Origin of the sequence: Rhizobium sp. BK619, assembly GCF_014195245.1 — a bacterium.
Lineage (GTDB): Bacteria > Pseudomonadota > Alphaproteobacteria > Rhizobiales > Rhizobiaceae > Rhizobium > Rhizobium acidisoli.
On record NZ_JACIBH010000008.1, the window covers coordinates 70,735 to 87,344 of the forward strand.

The 16,610-nt window shown below is 59.9% G+C and carries 18 protein-coding genes; 14 read left to right on the top strand and 4 right to left on the bottom strand.

Annotated elements, in window-relative coordinates:
* Positions 1–285: 285 nt before the first annotated feature.
* Positions 286–1,311 (top strand): porin, encoded by a 1,026-nt coding sequence (locus FHX14_RS16335; RefSeq protein WP_184377800.1) that lies wholly within the window; start codon positions 286–288, stop codon positions 1,309–1,311.
* Positions 1,312–1,515: 204 nt separating this feature from the next.
* Here the strand turns inward: FHX14_RS16335 and FHX14_RS16340 are convergent, their stop codons facing one another.
* Both FHX14_RS16340 and FHX14_RS16345 read right to left on the bottom strand, forming a co-directional pair.
* Entirely contained in the window at positions 1,516–2,412 is an 897-nt protein-coding gene (locus FHX14_RS16340; RefSeq protein ID WP_184377801.1) for an alpha/beta hydrolase, read from the bottom strand.
* A gap of 64 nt (positions 2,413–2,476) precedes the next feature.
* Positions 2,477–4,552 (bottom strand): lytic transglycosylase domain-containing protein, encoded by a 2,076-nt coding sequence (locus tag FHX14_RS16345; protein WP_184377802.1) that lies wholly within the window; start codon positions 4,550–4,552, stop codon positions 2,477–2,479.
* A gap of 212 nt (positions 4,553–4,764) precedes the next feature.
* On the opposite strand from FHX14_RS16345, the gene dapA reads away from it, so the two are divergent.
* Complete coding sequence (gene dapA / locus FHX14_RS16350) at positions 4,765–5,649, top strand: 4-hydroxy-tetrahydrodipicolinate synthase (protein ID WP_003587601.1); 885 nt, start codon at positions 4,765–4,767, stop codon at positions 5,647–5,649.
* 96 nt (positions 5,650–5,745) lie between these two features.
* Positions 5,746–6,225, top strand: a complete 480-nt coding sequence (gene smpB, locus FHX14_RS16355) for an SsrA-binding protein SmpB (protein ID WP_012557117.1) — start codon at positions 5,746–5,748, stop codon at positions 6,223–6,225.
* Between the two features lie 44 nt (positions 6,226–6,269).
* Here the strand turns inward: smpB and FHX14_RS16360 are convergent, their stop codons facing one another.
* On the bottom strand, positions 6,270–6,857 hold the full coding sequence (locus FHX14_RS16360) for an NYN domain-containing protein (RefSeq protein ID WP_003587599.1): 588 nt from the start codon (positions 6,855–6,857) through the stop codon (positions 6,270–6,272).
* Positions 6,858–7,154: 297 nt separating this feature from the next.
* On the opposite strand from FHX14_RS16360, the gene rpoZ reads away from it, so the two are divergent.
* The 8 genes from rpoZ to era all read left to right on the top strand — a co-directional run bounded on the left by rpoZ (position 7,155) and on the right by era (position 14,100).
* Positions 7,155–7,559, top strand: coding sequence for a DNA-directed RNA polymerase subunit omega (gene rpoZ, locus FHX14_RS16365; protein WP_003574261.1), 405 nt, complete (start codon positions 7,155–7,157; stop codon positions 7,557–7,559).
* A gap of 182 nt (positions 7,560–7,741) precedes the next feature.
* Entirely contained in the window at positions 7,742–9,976 is a 2,235-nt protein-coding gene (locus FHX14_RS16370) for a bifunctional (p)ppGpp synthetase/guanosine-3',5'-bis(diphosphate) 3'-pyrophosphohydrolase (protein WP_003587597.1), read from the top strand.
* A gap of 194 nt (positions 9,977–10,170) precedes the next feature.
* Complete coding sequence (locus tag FHX14_RS16375) at positions 10,171–10,320, top strand: DUF3563 family protein (protein ID WP_003587595.1); 150 nt, start codon at positions 10,171–10,173, stop codon at positions 10,318–10,320.
* 158 nt (positions 10,321–10,478) lie between these two features.
* Positions 10,479–11,069: a DUF2062 domain-containing protein gene (locus tag FHX14_RS16380; protein WP_183691430.1), complete on the top strand. Its 591-nt coding sequence runs from the start codon at positions 10,479–10,481 to the stop codon at positions 11,067–11,069.
* A 38-nt stretch (positions 11,070–11,107) separates the two neighbouring features.
* Positions 11,108–11,512: a holo-ACP synthase gene (gene acpS / locus FHX14_RS16385; RefSeq protein ID WP_003587592.1), complete on the top strand. Its 405-nt coding sequence runs from the start codon at positions 11,108–11,110 to the stop codon at positions 11,510–11,512.
* Between the two features lie 179 nt (positions 11,513–11,691).
* The gene (lepB, locus tag FHX14_RS16390; RefSeq protein ID WP_184377803.1) at positions 11,692–12,435 is read left to right on the top strand and encodes a signal peptidase I; all 744 of its coding nucleotides are present in this window, start codon (positions 11,692–11,694) and stop codon (positions 12,433–12,435) included.
* Positions 12,432–13,151, top strand: a complete 720-nt coding sequence (gene rnc / locus FHX14_RS16395; protein ID WP_164008602.1) for a ribonuclease III — start codon at positions 12,432–12,434, stop codon at positions 13,149–13,151. The genes lepB and rnc overlap by 4 nt, the downstream gene beginning before the upstream one ends.
* A gap of 7 nt (positions 13,152–13,158) precedes the next feature.
* On the top strand, positions 13,159–14,100 hold the full coding sequence (gene era / locus FHX14_RS16400; RefSeq protein ID WP_184377804.1) for a GTPase Era: 942 nt from the start codon (positions 13,159–13,161) through the stop codon (positions 14,098–14,100).
* A gap of 18 nt (positions 14,101–14,118) precedes the next feature.
* On the opposite strand, the gene FHX14_RS16405 is transcribed toward era, so the two are convergent.
* Positions 14,119–14,283 carry a hypothetical protein gene (locus tag FHX14_RS16405; RefSeq protein ID WP_172643230.1) on the bottom strand — a complete coding sequence of 55 codons (165 nt, stop codon included), beginning with the start codon at positions 14,281–14,283 and terminating at the stop codon, positions 14,119–14,121.
* Here FHX14_RS16405 and FHX14_RS16410 point away from each other — a divergent pair.
* From FHX14_RS16410 to recO, 3 genes are all read left to right on the top strand, one after another.
* The gene (locus FHX14_RS16410; RefSeq protein WP_003587587.1) at positions 14,252–15,004 is read left to right on the top strand and encodes a Crp/Fnr family transcriptional regulator; all 753 of its coding nucleotides are present in this window, start codon (positions 14,252–14,254) and stop codon (positions 15,002–15,004) included. The two genes, FHX14_RS16405 and FHX14_RS16410, sit on opposite strands and share 32 nt — an antisense overlap.
* 99 nt (positions 15,005–15,103) lie before the next feature.
* Positions 15,104–15,589: a hypothetical protein gene (locus tag FHX14_RS16415; protein ID WP_184377805.1), complete on the top strand. Its 486-nt coding sequence runs from the start codon at positions 15,104–15,106 to the stop codon at positions 15,587–15,589.
* Positions 15,590–15,777: 188 nt separating this feature from the next.
* Positions 15,778–16,548, top strand: coding sequence for a DNA repair protein RecO (recO, locus tag FHX14_RS16420; protein WP_012557123.1), 771 nt, complete (start codon positions 15,778–15,780; stop codon positions 16,546–16,548).
* The last annotated feature ends 62 nt before the right edge of the window (positions 16,549–16,610 follow it).

Genomic DNA, 16,610 nt, shown 5'->3' on the forward strand with positions numbered 1-16,610 from the left:
GCCCGACCTAAACCGCCGCAAAATCAGGGTTTTCTTAACAAAGCATAAAGGAAATCGAGGCCGGCTGCCCGACTTGTGTCCTTTGAGCAACAGAAAGTCGGGAAGGCTCCCTCAAATCCCCCATCCGAGTAAGTTGGTGATTGCGTGACGGCTTCCGTCTTGTATTTTCAGCGTCGGAAGCAAGGGCGACTGATCGTCCACTTCTTGCAACACGGGAATGGGGCAGGGAACGCTGCTCAGCGAAAGATCCCAAACCCGATCGAAACTTTGAATTGGAGGTCATTTATGAACATCAAGAGCCTTCTTCTCGGCTCCGCTGCTGCTCTCGCAGTAGTTTCCGGCGCTCAGGCTGCTGACGCTATCGTTGCTGCCGAGCCGGAACCGGTTGAATATGTTCGCGTCTGCGACGCTTACGGCACCGGCTACTTCTACATCCCGGGCACGGAAACCTGCCTCAAGATCGAAGGCTACATCCGTTTCCAGGTCAACGTTGGTGATCGGGTAGGCAATTCCGACACTCGTGCTAACGACTCCGACTGGGATGCCGTTACTCGCGGTCAGGTTCAGTTCACTGCCAAGAGCGACACTGAGTATGGTCCGCTGACCGGCGTCATCGTCATGCAGTTCAATGCTGACAACGCCACCGATCAGAACGCTAAGCTCGACTCCGCTTACCTCGACATCGCCGGCTTCCGCGCTGGTCTGTTCTACAGCTGGTGGGACGACGGCCTTTCCGGCGAAACTGACGATATCGGTTCTCCGGTTACGCTGCATAACTCCCTCCGCTATCAGTACGAAAGCGGCGACTTCTATGCTGGCATCAGCGTCGACGAGCTGGAAGACAGCCCGTTCTATGACGGCGAAACCTCCAACAACGTCGGCGTTGCCGTCGGTCTCGGTGGCAAGGCTGGTGCCTTCAGCTACCAGATCACTGCCGGCTACGACACCGACAACGAAGAAGGCGCCGTCCGCGCAATGGGTACGGTTGAAATCGGTCCCGGCACGCTCGGCCTCGCCGCTGTCTACTCCACCAACCCGAACGCTTACTACAACGCTGCTGAATGGGCGATCGCTGCTGAATACGCTATCAAGGCGACTGACAAGCTGAAGATCACCCCTGGCGTTCAGTACTACAGCGACTACGGTGTTGTCGGCAGCGACTTCGGCGATGGCGATGCCTGGAAGGTCGGTCTGACGGTTGATTACCAGATCGTCGACAACTTCTACGCCAAGGCTTCGGTTCAGTACCTCGATCCGGAAGATGCTGACGACTCCACGACGGGCTACTTCCGTCTGCAGCGTTCGTTCTAATCTGATCTGACTTCGGTCAATCAGGAAAGCCCGGCTCGTTGAGCCGGGCTTTTTTGCATTGGAGGACCGCACCTTCTGCCTGCTGACCGGCTTCGATGAGGCCAATTCATGCCGCCCGGAAGTTTGCCGCGGTTCCCGGGTAACGATATGCATGAAAACAACGCGCAAAAGCGGGTCGCGTGAGTCAAATTAATGTGGCGCGCCTTATCGGCAGGAGGCGAGAAAAGCTCGAATGGCTGTCGGGATGCCGCCGTGATGCAGGAGGGGGGCATGTCCTTGCCCTTCGGCAGCATGCAGGATCAAATTCGGATGCCGGCGGGCCATCTCATCGGCCGTCTCCTCTGACAGCAGAGACGTATTTTCGCCGCGAATCAGCATCAGCGGAAATCGGCACAGGCTGTCGAATTGCTCCCAGAGATCAGGCAGTGGCTGGCTGAGATCCACCGATTTCAGTGCCTCTGCGATCGCCGGATCGAAATCGGCGACCGGTCTTCCGCCGACGTCGCGATAAAGGGCAAGCGCCATCTCGCGCCAGTCTTCTTCTTCAAGCGCGGTAAACGACGCGCCATGATTTTCCTTCACGATATCGGCGGCCGCGTCCCAGTGTTTAGGCCTTCTGCCGCTGTTGAGATAATCGCGGATCCGCGCCAGCCCCTCGGCCTCGACCACGGGCCCGATATCGTTGAGGATGATGGCGTCGAGAAGATCCGGCCGTGTCGCTGCAATCAGATGCAGGATCAGCCCGCCTCGCGACGTGCCTATGAAGATCGCCCGCTCGACGCCGAGGGTCGTGCAGGCGGTGACGACGTCGCCGGCCTCTATAGCGAGATTGTAGTTCGCTTTGTTCTCATCCCACGCCGAGTTGCCCCGCCCGCGCGAATCGAGCGCGATGACCCGGCGTGGTGCTGTCATGTCCCGGGAGAGAAGCAGCGCAAGCGGGTGAAAATCCCGCGTATTGCGGGTCAGTCCGGGCAGGCAGATGACCGGCAGCCGCCCCGCGCTTGCCGTCCCGCTCGGCCGATAGTCGCGGGCGTAAAGCGTCAGCCCGTCGGAAGAGGTGTAAAATCGTTCCTGGAAACCGCCTGCATCCGTATCCGGCATCGCATCCCTCGAGAGTTGTTGATCCCGAAGATGTAGCCTGCTTTTCGAGCCGCGCCAAACAGCGTCAGGAGGCGCTGCGTCCGCCGATGAGGTCGCGCTCGATATCGGTCGACTGGCCGAGGCGGGCCTTGTAGACCTCGTAATTCTCCATCACCCGCTGGACGTAGTTCCGCGTTTCGGGGAAGGGGATGCGCTCGATCCAGTCGACGATCTCGTCGATAGATTTGCCGCGCGGATCGCCGTAGCGGCCGATCCATTCCGGTACCCGCTTCGGCCCGGCATTATAGGCGATGAAGGTGAGGATATAGGAGCCACCGAAGGCGTCGATCTGCTCGCCGAGATAATGCGCGCCGAGTGTGGCGTTATAACCGGCATCGGCGGTCAGCTTGTCTTTCGAATAGGCGATGTTGTGGCGCTTGGCCACCGCCTGGGCTGTTCCCGGCAGAAGTTGCAGCAGGCCGCGTGCGTTCGCCGCCGAAACGGCGGCCGGATTGAAGGCGCTTTCCTGACGGGCGATGGCATAGGCAAGCGCCTTGCCGGAGCCTGATATATTGGCGTTCGCCGGGATGACGCCGACCGGGAAGGCGAGCGCTGCGACATCGATGCCGCGTCCATAGGCGATCTTGCCGATCTGCAGCGACAGATGATGATCGCCGGATTGTTCGGCCTGTGCCGCAAGCACGGCCAGTTCACCCGGGCTCTGCAATTGGTCGGCGAGCGCGAGATAGAGAATGTCGGCACGCCATCCATGGCCTGCGGCTTCTAGCCGGGCGATTGCCTGTACGGCTTCGCGTGCCTGGAAGTTTTGCCGGTCGGCTGTGCTTGGCGAGGGATAGGTAACGTTCAGCGTCTTTCGCCCCAGCCGTTCTGCTGCGAGCTGGCCATAGAAGGTGCCGGGAAACGTTGCAGCCTTCACATAGAATTCACTCGATTTGCCAGGGCCTCCGGCCTCCGCCGCTCGTCCCAGCCAATACCAGGCGCGTGAAACCGAAATCGGTCCGTTCGATGTCTGGAGGATCTTGCGGAAGTGCTTTTCCGCCGTTGCCGGATCCTGCAGGCCGCGAAGCGCGTACCACCCGGCATGGAATTCAGCCTCGACGATATCCGTCGCGCTGGTTGCGGCGTAGTTTGCGACGATGCGATAGGCAGGCTTGAACTGTCCCTGGTCGACGAGGCCACGGCTGACGATGCGCTGCTCGTTCCACCACTCACCGGAATTGACGAGCTCGCTGCGCTCAGGCGGCATCTGTTCCAGCAGTGCCGCCGCCTCGGCATATTTGTCCTGCTTGCGCAGATATTCGATCCGCGCAAACAGCAGCCCGGCATCGCTGCGCCATCTCGCATCGACGGCGTTAAGCAGCGCGCCGGCATTGCCGGCTTTGGCGTCGACGGCGGACCATGCCTTGTAGAGCGACTGCGCCTCGCCCATGTCGCCGAAGCGCTTGGCCTGCGCCACCCGGCCGCGATACATCAGGTAGTCCATCCGTGCCTTATGGTCGGCCGGCGTCAACAGTGCGGAAAATTCGATGAGGATCTTGTCCTCGGTCGCCTTGTCGAGAGCCTCTCCACGCCAGACCTTGCGGATATATTTTGCCGCCTGCGCCTGTTTGCCTGTTGCAACCAGCGCCCGGCCGAGGATGACGGCGCCCTGCATCGTCTCAGGCGCGGTATCGCCGAAGGCGGCCAGCACGGCTGATGGGGCGGGGTTTTCGTCATAGAGCGCGCGTTCGGAATAGGCACGCAGCCGCGACAGGCCCGGCCAGCTCTTGAGCTCCTGCGCAGCGCTGGCGATTTCATAGGAGGGAACGCCCTTCAATCCGGACACGGCGATCGCCCAGGTGAGGATATGGCGATCGAGCGTACCGTCGCGCATATTGTCGCGGATCGACAGCGCGAGCCGCGGGGCCTTGTCGGAAAGCGCGTCGAGACCGGCTTTCAGGTCGCCGTTGACCGGCGCGACTGCCGGATTGCGCGGAATGGCGCCTGTTGTGATCGATTCCGGCATGGCTGTCTCGGGAATGAAGCCGATCGGCTTCACAGCGGGCATGGCCGTGCTTTCGCCGGCAAGCGGCGACGCTACGCTGCTCCACGCGGCGGCAATGAAGCCGAAGGCGGACAGAATCAGGACAGCTTTCTTCATCCGGGATCTCGCAACGAAAACACGCCCTGCCATTTGGCTAGAGGCATCTTAACGAAACCTTACCGTACCAGGTAAAATTCATTCACATCTGCTATCGGAATTTGCCCTAAACCGAACTCTACGCGCTTGTCGCGATGATTTCGGCGCTCTATGGTGCGCAAAATATTCATGGAATGCGGCCGAAGCAAGGATTTGGTCGTGAGGAGCTTTGCATGTTCACTGGGTCCATCCCCGCCCTCGTCACTCCCTTCAGCGATGCCGGACTGATCGACGAAGACAGCTTCGCCGCCCATGTCGACTGGCAAATCAAGGAGGGCAGCAGCGGTCTCGTTCCTGTCGGCACGACGGGCGAATCCCCGACGCTGTCGCATGCCGAGCACAAACGGGTGGTGGAACTGTGCATTGAGGTTGCCGCAAAGCGCGTTCCCGTCATGGCCGGCGCCGGCTCGAACAATACAGGTGAGGCGATTGAGCTTGCCCAGCACGCCGAAAAGGTCGGTGCGGATGCCGTTCTGGTCGTCACGCCCTATTACAACAAGCCGACGCAAAAGGGCCTGATCGCGCATTTTTCGGCGATTGCCAGGGCCGTCGATCTGCCGATCTATATCTACAATATCCCCGGCCGTTCGGTGGTCGACATGACGCCGGAAACGATGGGTGCGCTTGCCAAGGCGCATGGCAACATCGTCGGCGTCAAGGATGCGACGGGCAAGATCGAGCGCGTTTCCGAACAGCGCATCACCTGCGGCAAGGATTTCCGGCAACTGTCCGGCGAGGACGCGACGGCGCTTGGCTTCAACGCCCATGGCGGCGTCGGCTGTATCTCGGTCACGGCCAATGTCGCCCCGCGCCTCTGTGCCGATTTCCAGGCGGCGACGCTGAAAGGCGACTATGCCGGCGCGCTGGAATATCAAGATCGGCTGATGCCGCTGCACAAGGCGATCTTCCTGGAACCCGGTCTCTGCGGCGCCAAATACGGCCTTTCGCGGCTTGGTCGGATGAGCCGCAACGTCCGCTCGCCGCTGCTGTCGACGCTGGAGCCGGCAACGGAAGCGGCGATCGATGCCGCCCTGCGCCATGCCGGGCTGCTGAACTGAGAAGACCGGCCGTCTTCACAAGGCCGGATCGTTCCCCTACATAAAGGGCAAGCAATGAGGGCGCGGCTTTTCCCGCGCCTCGAAGGGAATATTGTCATGGCCCCCAAAGGCAGCCAGCGCGTGGTGAACAAGGTCGTGGCCGAAAACCGCAAGGCCCGCTTCAACTACGAGATCATCGATACCTATGAGGCCGGCCTCGTGCTGATGGGCACGGAGGTCAAGTCGCTGCGTGAGGGAAAGGCCAATATCGCCGAATCCTATGCGTCGGACGAGGGCGGCGAGATCTGGCTGATCAACTCCTATCTGCCGGAATATCTGCAGGCGAACCGCTTCAATCACGAGCCGCGCCGGCGCCGCAAGCTGCTGCTCTCGGGCCGTGAAATCCACCGCCTGCGCTCTGCCGTCAACCGCGAGGGCATGACGCTGATCCCGTTGAAGATCTATTTCAACGACCGCGGCCGGGCGAAGATGGAGCTGGCGCTCGCCAAGGGTAAAAAATTGCACGACAAGCGCGAGTCGGAGAAGGAGCGCGATTGGAACCGGCAGAAGAGCCGCCTGCTGAAGGATAACGGCTAAGCTCGACGCTTGGGATTGCCGTTTCGCGTGGCAATCCTCCCGGCTCAGTCCTCGAAATCGCTGGCCGGGGCGGCGACGACTTCGACCTGGCGTGGCGCCCGCTCCGCGGGATCGCGACCGATTTCAGCCTTCAAAGACAAGAGATCGATGAAGTGGTCGGCCTGACGACGCAGGTCGTCGGCGATCATCGGCGGCTGCGTCGACATCGTCGAGATCACCGAGACCTTACGGCCTCTGCGCTGTAGCGCTTCGACCAGGTTGGTGAAGTCGCCGTCGCCGGAGAAGATGACGAGATGATCGACCGTTTCGGACTGTTCCATGGCGTCGATAGCAAGCTCGATGTCCATGTTGCCCTTGATCTTTCGGCGGCCCATGGAATCCGTAAATTCCTTGGCGGGCTTGGTGACGACTTTATAGCCGTTATAGTCGAGCCAATCGATCAGCGGCCGGATCGAGGAATATTCCTGATCCTCGATAAGAGCGGTATAATAGTAGGCCCGCAGGAGGTAGCCGCGTTTCTGAAATGCTTTCAAGAGCTTGCGGTAATCTATGTCGAAACCGAGGCTCTTGGATGCAGCGTAGAGGTTGGCGCCGTCAATGAAGAGTGCAATTTTTTCGCGTGGGTCAAACATCGCTTACCAATCCAATGAGAGCAATCGAAATCCGCGGGACCAAAATCCAATAAAATCAATGATTTGTGGTTTGATTTTTGCTCTGATCCATACTTTAACAATTATTCATATATGAAAGACTTAGGGCACGATTCGGCATATTCCAAGCAACCGCAGGTGGAATTGTGACATTCTCCTTGGAAATTTAGCTCGGCTCCTTATAAAGACGAGGGGAGCCGGAATGAAAAACTTGTATTTGCCCGGTTTTAATTGTATCGGGCGTGCTAATCCCGAAATGACGACCGTAAAGGACAGGCAATGGCCCGTGTCACAGTTGAAGATTGCATCGACAAGGTGGAGAACCGCTTCGAGCTGGTTCTGCTCGCCAGCCACCGCGCCCGGCTGATTTCCCAGGGCGCCTCGATCACCATCGATCGCGACAACGACAAGAACCCGGTCGTCGCCCTGCGCGAAATCGCCGACGAGACGCTTTCGCCCGATGACCTCAAGGAAGATCTGATCCATTCGCTGCAGAAGCATGTCGAAGTTGACGAGCCCGAGCCCGATCCGGCCAGCATGATCGCCGCCGGCGGTGTCGCCGCAGCCGACAGCGAAGAGCAAGACGACCTGCCGGAAACGATCACTTTCGACCAGATGTCGGAAGAAGAGCTGCTTGCCGGCATCGAAGGCCTGGTGCCGCCGGAAAAGAGCGACGACTACTAAGGCGCGAAGCTGATCCCCGGTCGTATGTGATCCCAATCGCAGGCGAACCGGAAATCATGCGATGCGAAAGAGCGATGATTACCAATCGTCAATCTTGCGCCTTTATTGCTTAGGCATATTATTGCCATGTGTGCGCCAATCGTTGATTGGCGCGCTTTTATTTTTACCGGAGTGGCTTTGGAATGATGCGGCAGTACGAGCTCGTGGAGCGGGTTCAGCAATACAAGCCCGATGCCAATGAAGCACTGCTGAACAAAGCCTATGTCTACGCCATGCAGAAACATGGCCAGCAGAAGCGCGCGAGCGGCGATCCGTATATCTCCCATCCGCTCGAAGTCGCAGCCATCCTCACCGACATGCATCTCGATGAATCGACGATCGCGGTTGCGCTGCTGCACGATACGATCGAGGATACGACGGCGACGCGCGCCGAGATCGACGAACTCTTCGGCGAGGATATCGGCCGCCTGGTCGAGGGCCTGACCAAGATCAAGAAGCTCGATCTCGTCACCAAGAAGGCCAAGCAGGCGGAAAACCTGCGCAAGCTGCTGCTCGCCATTTCCGACGATGTGCGCGTGCTGCTGGTCAAGCTTGCCGATCGCCTGCACAATATGCGCACCCTCGATCATATGTCGGCCGACAAGCGTGCCCGCATCTCCGAGGAGACGATGGAAATCTATGCGCCGCTCGCCGGCCGCATGGGCATGCAGGACATGCGCGAAGAGCTGGAAGAGCTTTCCTTCCGCCATATGAACCCGGAAGCCTACGAGACCGTCACCAAAAGGCTGGAAGAGCTTTCCAAGCGCAATGAAGGCATCGTCAAGAAGATCGAGGCGGAACTGCGCGACTTGCTGGTCGCAAGCGGCCTGACGAGCGCCTATGTCAAGGGCCGGCAGAAGAAGCCCTATTCAGTCTTCCGCAAGATGCAGTCGAAGTCGCTTTCCTTCGAGCAGCTTTCCGATGTCTACGGTTTTCGGCTCATCGTCGAAGATATCCCGTCATGCTACCGGGCGCTCGGCATCGTCCACACCCGCTGGCGGGTCGTGCCCGGTCGCTTCAAGGATTATATCTCTACGCCGAAGCAGAACGATTACCGTTCCCTGCACACCACCATCGTCGGTCCTTCCAGCCAGCGCATCGAACTGCAGATCCGCACCAAGCGCATGCACGAAATCGCCGAATTCGGCATCGCCGCCCACACGCTCTACAAGGACGGCGCCACCAATGCCGACGGCGACATCCTCTCGCGTGAATCCAACGCCTATTCCTGGCTGCGCCATACGATCGAGGCGCTGGCCGAGGGCGACAGTCCGGAAGAATTCCTGGAGCACACCAAGCTCGAACTCTTCCAGGACCAGGTCTTCTGCTTCACGCCGAAGGGCAAGCTGATTGCTCTCCCGCGTGGCGCCACGCCGATCGATTTTGCCTATGCGGTGCACACCAATATCGGCGATACCACGGTGGGCGCCAAGATTAACGGCCGCATCATGCCGCTGGTGACGCGGCTTGCCAATGGCGACGAGGTCGAGATCATCCGCTCCGGCGTGCAGGTTCCGCCGGCCGCCTGGGAGGAGATCGTCGTCACCGGCAAGGCGCGCGCCGCCATCCGCCGCGCCACCCGCATGGCGATCCGCAAGCAATATGCCGGCCTCGGCCACCGCATTCTCGAGCGCACCTTCGACAGGGCCGGCAAGATCTTTTCACGCGAGGCGATGAAGCCGGCGCTGCATCGTCTCGGCCAGAAGGATGTCGAGGATGCGATCGCCGCCGTCGGCCGCGGCGAGATGTCCTCACTCGATGTGCTGCGCGCCGTCTATCCCGACCATCAGGATGAGCGCGTCACGGTGAAACCCTCGGGGGACGACGGCTGGTTCAACGTCCGCAGTGCGGCCGGCATGATCTTCAAGATCCCCGGCAAGACCAAGCCCGGGCTCGACGGCGGCCATTCGAACATCGACACCGACGCCGATATCGGGCCGATCCGCGGCCTGTCCGGCAATGTCGACGTCAAGTTCGCGTCGACAGGCGCGGTGCCCGGCGATCGCATCGTCGGCATCATGGACCAGAGCAAGGGCATCACCATCTATCCGATCCAGTCGCCGAGCCTGCAGCGCTTCGACGATCAGCCCGACCGTTGGATCGACGTCCGCTGGGATCTCGACGAAGCCAACAAGTCGCGTTTCATGGCGCGCATCATGGTGAACGGGTTGAATGAGCCGGGCACGCTGGCCAAGGTCGCCCAGACGGTTGCCGGCCTCGACGTGAATATCCGTCTGCTGAATACGGTGCGGGTCGCGGCGGATTTCACCGAAATGATGCTCGAGGTCGAGGTCTGGGACCTGCGTCAGCTCAATCAGCTGCTCGCCCAGATGAAGGAACTGGATTGCATCGCCACGGTCCGGCGGCTCTATGAATAGAGCTTTTGTTAAGCCCTGAGGAATCTGAGTGCGCAATTGCACATTTTATGATCGTTCTGTGGTGAGGGTGGTACGCTAAAAAGGCAAGCAATGCATTGTGCGCATGGCTGTCTCCATGTTGCGGCTGTAGTAATTAGCCCATGCCGGGCCTATCTTCTGGTCATCGAAACGCAAACAGAAGATGAGACAAGACAATGTTTGACCCTATCAGGAAAATCGCTCGTGCCCTCCGCGCTCCGACCACGCAGGAACGTGAAATGGCATATCTCAACGGCTCGTTCGATCGTATTGATCTCGAGTTTCGTCAGCGCCAGGTCGACCGCGGTCTGTTCCGCACGCGTTGATACTGAACTTTATACTTGAGACGAGTGAGGGACGTTATGCATAACGGACGCCCCTCGGCATGACAACGCTCTTCTTTGCTGCGAGGACTGAGCTGTTTTTTCGGCGGTATCATTTGCCGCTCTTGTCATGGTCATGTGCGCTGCACTAAATACCGGCCATGTTGTTTCGCCGTCGCAAGCCCGCGGGTTTCAAGGAAAAGATGCGAGAGCTTCTATGGCCCCGCAAAGGTTTCCTTCGCCCGCTCCGTTACCTGACAATGCGCATCCTGCGCCTGAGCGCTTCGCCGCATGCGGTTGCGGCCGGCGTCGCTGCCGGTGTCTTCGTCTCGTGGACGCCGTTCATCGGCGTGCATTTCGTCATGGCCTTCGTCATCACCTATTTCCTCTCCGGCAGTATGGTGGCCGCAGCCCTTGGTTGCGCGGCCTTCGGCAACCCGCTGACCTATCCGTTCATCTGGGGTATCACCTGGGAGATCGGACATCTGCTGCTGAGCCGTGAGGATCATCTGGCTGGTCAGGCGGTGGATCTGGCCGGTCTCTTTCACAGGCTGAACTTCACCGAATTATGGAGGCCGGTGCTGGAGCCGATGCTCGTCGGCGCCATTCCACCGGGGATCGTCACCTCCGTTGCGCTCTATGCGCTGACATTCTACACCGTGAAGGGTTTTCAGACGCGCCGCCACACACGGCTGCTGGAGCGGGCGCGTCTGCGTTTGGCCAGCCCGGCCGGGGACCTGCCGAGCGTATGAACCTGGTCAAGAACTGTTAAGCGACGGAAGGTTCCGGCATGATCATTGGCATTGGCAGCGATCTGATCGACATTCGCCGCGTCGAGAAATCCATCGAGCGCTTCGGCGACCGCTTCACCCATCGCTGCTTCACCGAGATCGAGCGCGCCCGTTCCGACCGCCGGGCAAATCGCGGCGCCTCCTATGCCAAGCGTTTCGCCGCCAAGGAGGCTTGCTCCAAGGCGCTCGGCACCGGCATAGCCCAGGGTGTCTTCTGGAAGGATATGGGGGTCGTCAACCTGCCGAGCGGCAAGCCGACCATGGTCTTGTCGGGTGCCGCCGCCCTGATCCTCGAATCGATGCTGCCTGCGGGCCACAGGCCCGCCATTCATTTGACAATAACGGATGATTATCCCTTGGCACAGGCCTTCGTGATTATCGAGGCGTTGCCCGAGAGCCTCTGATCGCGACCCCGGGAGCTGTTGATCGCGACCCCGGGAGCTGTCGAACGCGACCTCGGGAGCTGTCGAACGCGACCTCTCGTCGCTTTTGGCGTTGTCACCATTGCCGCAACCGGCCGAAGTCGCTAGAGAGAACGACAGAAGAATTGCGCCGCCGCGGCGTCTTGAAGGAATAAGACTGCGTGTCCGAAAAAGTCGAAGCCAAGCCGAACGCCCTCTGGGAAAATATCAAAGTCATCATCCAGGCGCTGATTTTGGCGATGGTGATCCGTACGGTGCTGTTCCAGCCCTTTACCATTCCGTCCGGTTCGATGATGCCGACGCTGCTCGTCGGCGATTACATCTTCGTCAATAAGTTCGCTTACGGCTATTCGAAATATTCGTTGCCCTTCTCGCCAGACATCTTCAGCGGCCGCTTGTTCGGCGCCGATCCGAAGCGCGGCGATATCGTCGTCTTCCGCTTCCCGCCTAACCCCGAGATCGACTACATCAAGCGCTGCATCGGCCTGCCGGGCGACCACATCCAGGTCACCGACGGCGTGCTCTATGTCAATGGAAAGCCGGTTCCGAAGGTAGCGGACGGTACCTTCACGTCGGATTACAAGCTCGATCCGGGTGCGGATGTGCCGGTGTTCCGCGAAACGCTCGACAATGGCAAGACTTACGACACGCTCGATCAGTCTCCCGTGTCGCGCGGCGACAACACCCGTGAATTCATCGTGCCGGAAGGCCATTATTTCATGATGGGCGACAACCGCGACAACTCGCTCGACAGCCGCTTCGACGTCGGCTTTGTGCCTGCGGAAAATCTTGTCGGCCGCGCCAGCGTCATCTTCTTCTCGCTCGGTAACGACACCTCCTTCCGCGAAATCTGGAAGTGGCCGGCGAACATGCGCTGGGATCGCCTCTTCAAGGTTGTTGAATGAGCAAGGCGCAGACGCTTTCTGCGGCAGACCGCGCAAAGCTTGAAGGCCTGATCGGTCACGACTTCGCCGAAAAGGAACGCCTGGACCGGGCGCTGACCCATGCCAGCGCCCGCACCGAGAAGGGCGGCAATTACGAACGGTTGGAATTCCTCGGCGACAGGGTTCTCGGGCTCTGCATCGCCGAGCTTCTGTTCCGCACCTTCGGCGCGGCGGCGGAAGGCGAACTCTCGGTTCGCCTCAACCAGCTGGTCAGCGCCGAAACCTGCGCTGCGGTCGCCGACGAACTCAATCTTCATCTTTATATCCGCACCGGCGCCGACGTGAAGAAATTGACCGGCAAGCGGATGATGAACGTGCGCGCCGACGTGGTCGAAAGCCTCATCGCCGCGATCTATCTCGACGGTGGCCTCGAAGTTGCTCGCCGCTTCATCCTGCGCTACTGGCAGGGCAGGGCGGTCAGGGCCGATGGCGCTAAGCGCGACGCCAAGACCGAGCTGCAGGAATGGTCGCACGCGAAATTCGGCGTCACACCAAACTACCGGGTTGATGAACGCAGCGGACCGGATCATGATCCGCGCTTCAAGGTGACGGTGGAAGTTGCTGGCATAAAGCCGGAAACCGGCGTAGAGCGGTCGAAGCGTGCCGCTGAACAGGTTGCGGCGACGAAGATGCTCGAGCGCGAAGGCATTTGGCAGCAATCGCCTGCCGGAAACTGACGGGACAATGACACAAGAAGAAGATATCGCGGCCGAAGCTGCCGCAGAAACCAATGGTCCGACGCATTCGGGCTTCGTCGCGCTGATCGGGCCGACCAATGCCGGCAAGTCGACGCTGGTGAACCGCCTGGTCGGCGCCAAGGTCTCGATCGTCAGCCATAAGGTCCAGACGACACGAGCCATCGTTCGCGGCATCGCGATCCACGACAACGCCCAGATCGTCTTCATGGATACACCCGGTATCTTCAAGCCGCGCCGCCGGCTCGATCGCGCCATGGTAACCTCGGCCTGGGGCGGCGCGAGGGATGCCGATCTGATCGTGCTGCTGATCGACAGCGAGCGCGGCCTGCGCGGCGATGCCGAAGCCATCCTCGAAGGCCTCAAGGAAGTCCGGCAGCCGAAGATCCTGCTGCTCAACAAGATCGACCGCGTCAACCGCGAGGATCTGCTGGCCCTCGCGGCCGCTGCCAATGAGAAGATCGCCTTCGACCGCACCTTCATGATATCGGCCGAAAACGGCTCCGGCTGCGACGATGTCATGGATTATCTGGCCGCGACGCTGCCGGAGGGGCCGTGGTATTATCCCGAAGACCAGATCTCCGATCTGCCGATGCGCCAGCTCGCCGCCGAGATCACCCGCGAGAAGCTGTTCCTGCGGCTGCACCAGGAGCTTCCCTACGCCTCGCATGTCGAAACCGAGAAGTGGGAAGAGCGCAAGGATGGCTCGGTGCGTATCGAGCAGGTGATCTATCTCGAGCGCGACAGCCAGAAGAAAATCGCGCTCGGCAAGGGTGGTGAAACCATCAAGGCGATCTCGACGGCTTCCCGCAAGGAATTGTCGGAGATCCTCGAGCAGCCGGTCCACCTCTTCCTGTTCGTCAAAGTTCGCGAGAACTGGGGTGATGATCCCGAACGGTTCCGCGAAATGGGTCTCGATTTCCCGAAATAAGGGATGGCAAGAATTTGCTCATTCGGCTGCCAGCCCCTTGTTTCCAAATAAAAAAACTGCATCGTTCACGGAACAATTCGGTAACTTGTGCATTCCTTCATGAACGGCGCGCCAAAGACGGCGTGCCAGTTTTGCGACGGCAGGGGCGGGCATGGTGACGTCGAGATCGATCAATTCCTTCAAGACTCCTTGCCAGCAATGTCCTTTGCGGCCCCTGCCGCATTTCCGGGAATTCAGCCGCGACGAACTGGAATTCGTTTCCAATTTCAAGAGAGGTGAACTTGCCGTCGATGCCGGTTCCACCATCCTCGTCGAGGGTGCGCATAGCGCGCATCTTTTCACCGTGCTTGCTGGTTGGGGCTTTCGCTACAAGATGCTGGAGGATGGGCGCCGCCAGATACTGAATTATATCATGCCGGGCGATCTGATCGGCCTGCAGGGAACGATCGCCGGCGAGATGCAGCATTCCGTCGAAGCGCTGTCACCGGTTTCTCTCTGCGTCTTCGAGCGCGACAGGCTGATGACGCTCTATAACAAACACCCCTCGCTCGCCTTCGACATCACCTGGATCGCGGCGCGCGAGGAGCGAATCTTGGATGAGCACCTGCTCAGCATCGGCCGTCGCACGGCGTTGGAAAGAGCAGCCTATCTGATCGCTTTTCTGTTTGAGCGCGGCCGCAAGCTTAATCTCTTCAATGGCCGCCAATTCATCCCCATCACCCAGCAACACATTGCCGATACGCTCGGCCTTTCCATCGTCCACACCAACAAGACCTTGAAAAAGCTCGGTGAACGCGGGTTGATCCGCTGGCAGGAGCGCGGCTGCGAGGTTCTGAACGGCGAGGAATTGATGGCGATTGCCGGCTGGGAAGGGCTCGGAGAGAGCAAACGTCCCTTCATCTAGCCCCGGCCTTATGTCTTTTTTAAATGCGCATTAGCATCAGGGAAAATAAGCTCGGTCGTCGGCTTCCTCCGATTTGATTCTTATCGAACGGGCAGAAAAATGGTTCATTCAGAAATGGTGGCGGAATTCACCGACAGCGTGCCATGCGGGGCACCGGAGGGCATTGATATTGGCGAAACGGCCGAGGCGCTGCGACTGCCGCCCGACGGAGGGCAGGGAATCATGAGCGCAATCCATGTTCTGGTTCTTGAAGATAGTCTGATTATCGCGATGGAGGCGGAGGATATTTTGCGCCTGGCCGGCGTCGAGAATATCGATATCGTCGGCAGTGTGGAGCAGGCGAGGACTGCCATCGCTGCGGAGACTTATGATTTCGCCCTTCTCGACGTCAATCTTGGCGAGGGCATGAGCTTCGGATTTGCCCGTCATCTTCTCGATCTCGGCATTCCCTTCGGCTTTGTCAGCGGTTATTCCGATACCGGCGATTTCCCGCCTGATTTGCAGCACATTCCGCTCCTGGTGAAGCCTTTCGACGAAACGGCGATGTGTCAATTCCTGCTGAGGCTATTCCCGGCTGCCGCCTGACGCAGTCCATGACAGCGGCTAGGCCTTTTTCATTTTCGGCATCATGCTCTAAAGCGCGTCGCGATCTTTCGGATTCGCTCCTTGCGCTTTAGCTCTTTATTTTTGCGCATGTCGTTGCCGCAAAACCGCTGCACACTTTTGCGCGACATGCTCTAGGATGGATTCGTTAGCCGCAAGGACTTCTTTCGATGCAGTGGCAGGATCATGCGATCATCCTGGGCGTCAAGCGCCACGGCGAGACGAGTGTCATCGCCGAGGTGATGACGCGCGATCGCGGCCGCCATCTCGGCCTGGTGCGCTCCGGCCGGTCGCGCGCCATGCAGCCGGTGCTGCAGGCCGGCAATGCGGTGGAAGTCATCTGGCGCGCCAGGTTGGACGAACATCTCGGCGAATTCCGCGTCGAGCCGGTGACGTTGCGCGCCGCCCGCCTGATGGAAACGGCGACCGCCGTCTACGGCGTTCAGGCGATGGGCGCGCTGCTGCGGCTGCTGCCGGAGCGTGACCCGCATCCGCACCTCTTCGATGCGTTGGAGGTCATCCTCGATCACCTGCACAACCCGGCCGATGCCGGCGAACTCTTCGTGCGTTTCGAGCTTGCGGTGCTGAACGATCTCGGCTTCGGTCTCGATCTCGCCGAATGCGCCGCGACCGGCGCCCGTTCCGATCTCGCCTATGTCTCGCCGAAATCCGGCCGCGCCGTCAGCCGCAGCGCCGGTGCCCCCTGGGCGGACAAGATGCTGCTCCTGCCACCGTTTCTCGGTATCGAAGGCAATCATGCGGCCGACTTCGACAGTCTATCGGCGGCATTCCGCCTGACGGGGTTCTTTCTGCATCGCCATGTCTATGAACCGCGCGGCATCGAAGCCGCGGCAGCCCGCGACGGCTTCGTTCAGGCGGCACTCAAGGCGCTCAATCCAGCCTTGCGGACGCTTTCCGGTCCGAATGATATTTCCGCCTGACTTCGGTTTTTTACCGGTGCAAAACATCCTCCGGATTTGGCGGTTTACCCGCATGGGAGCCC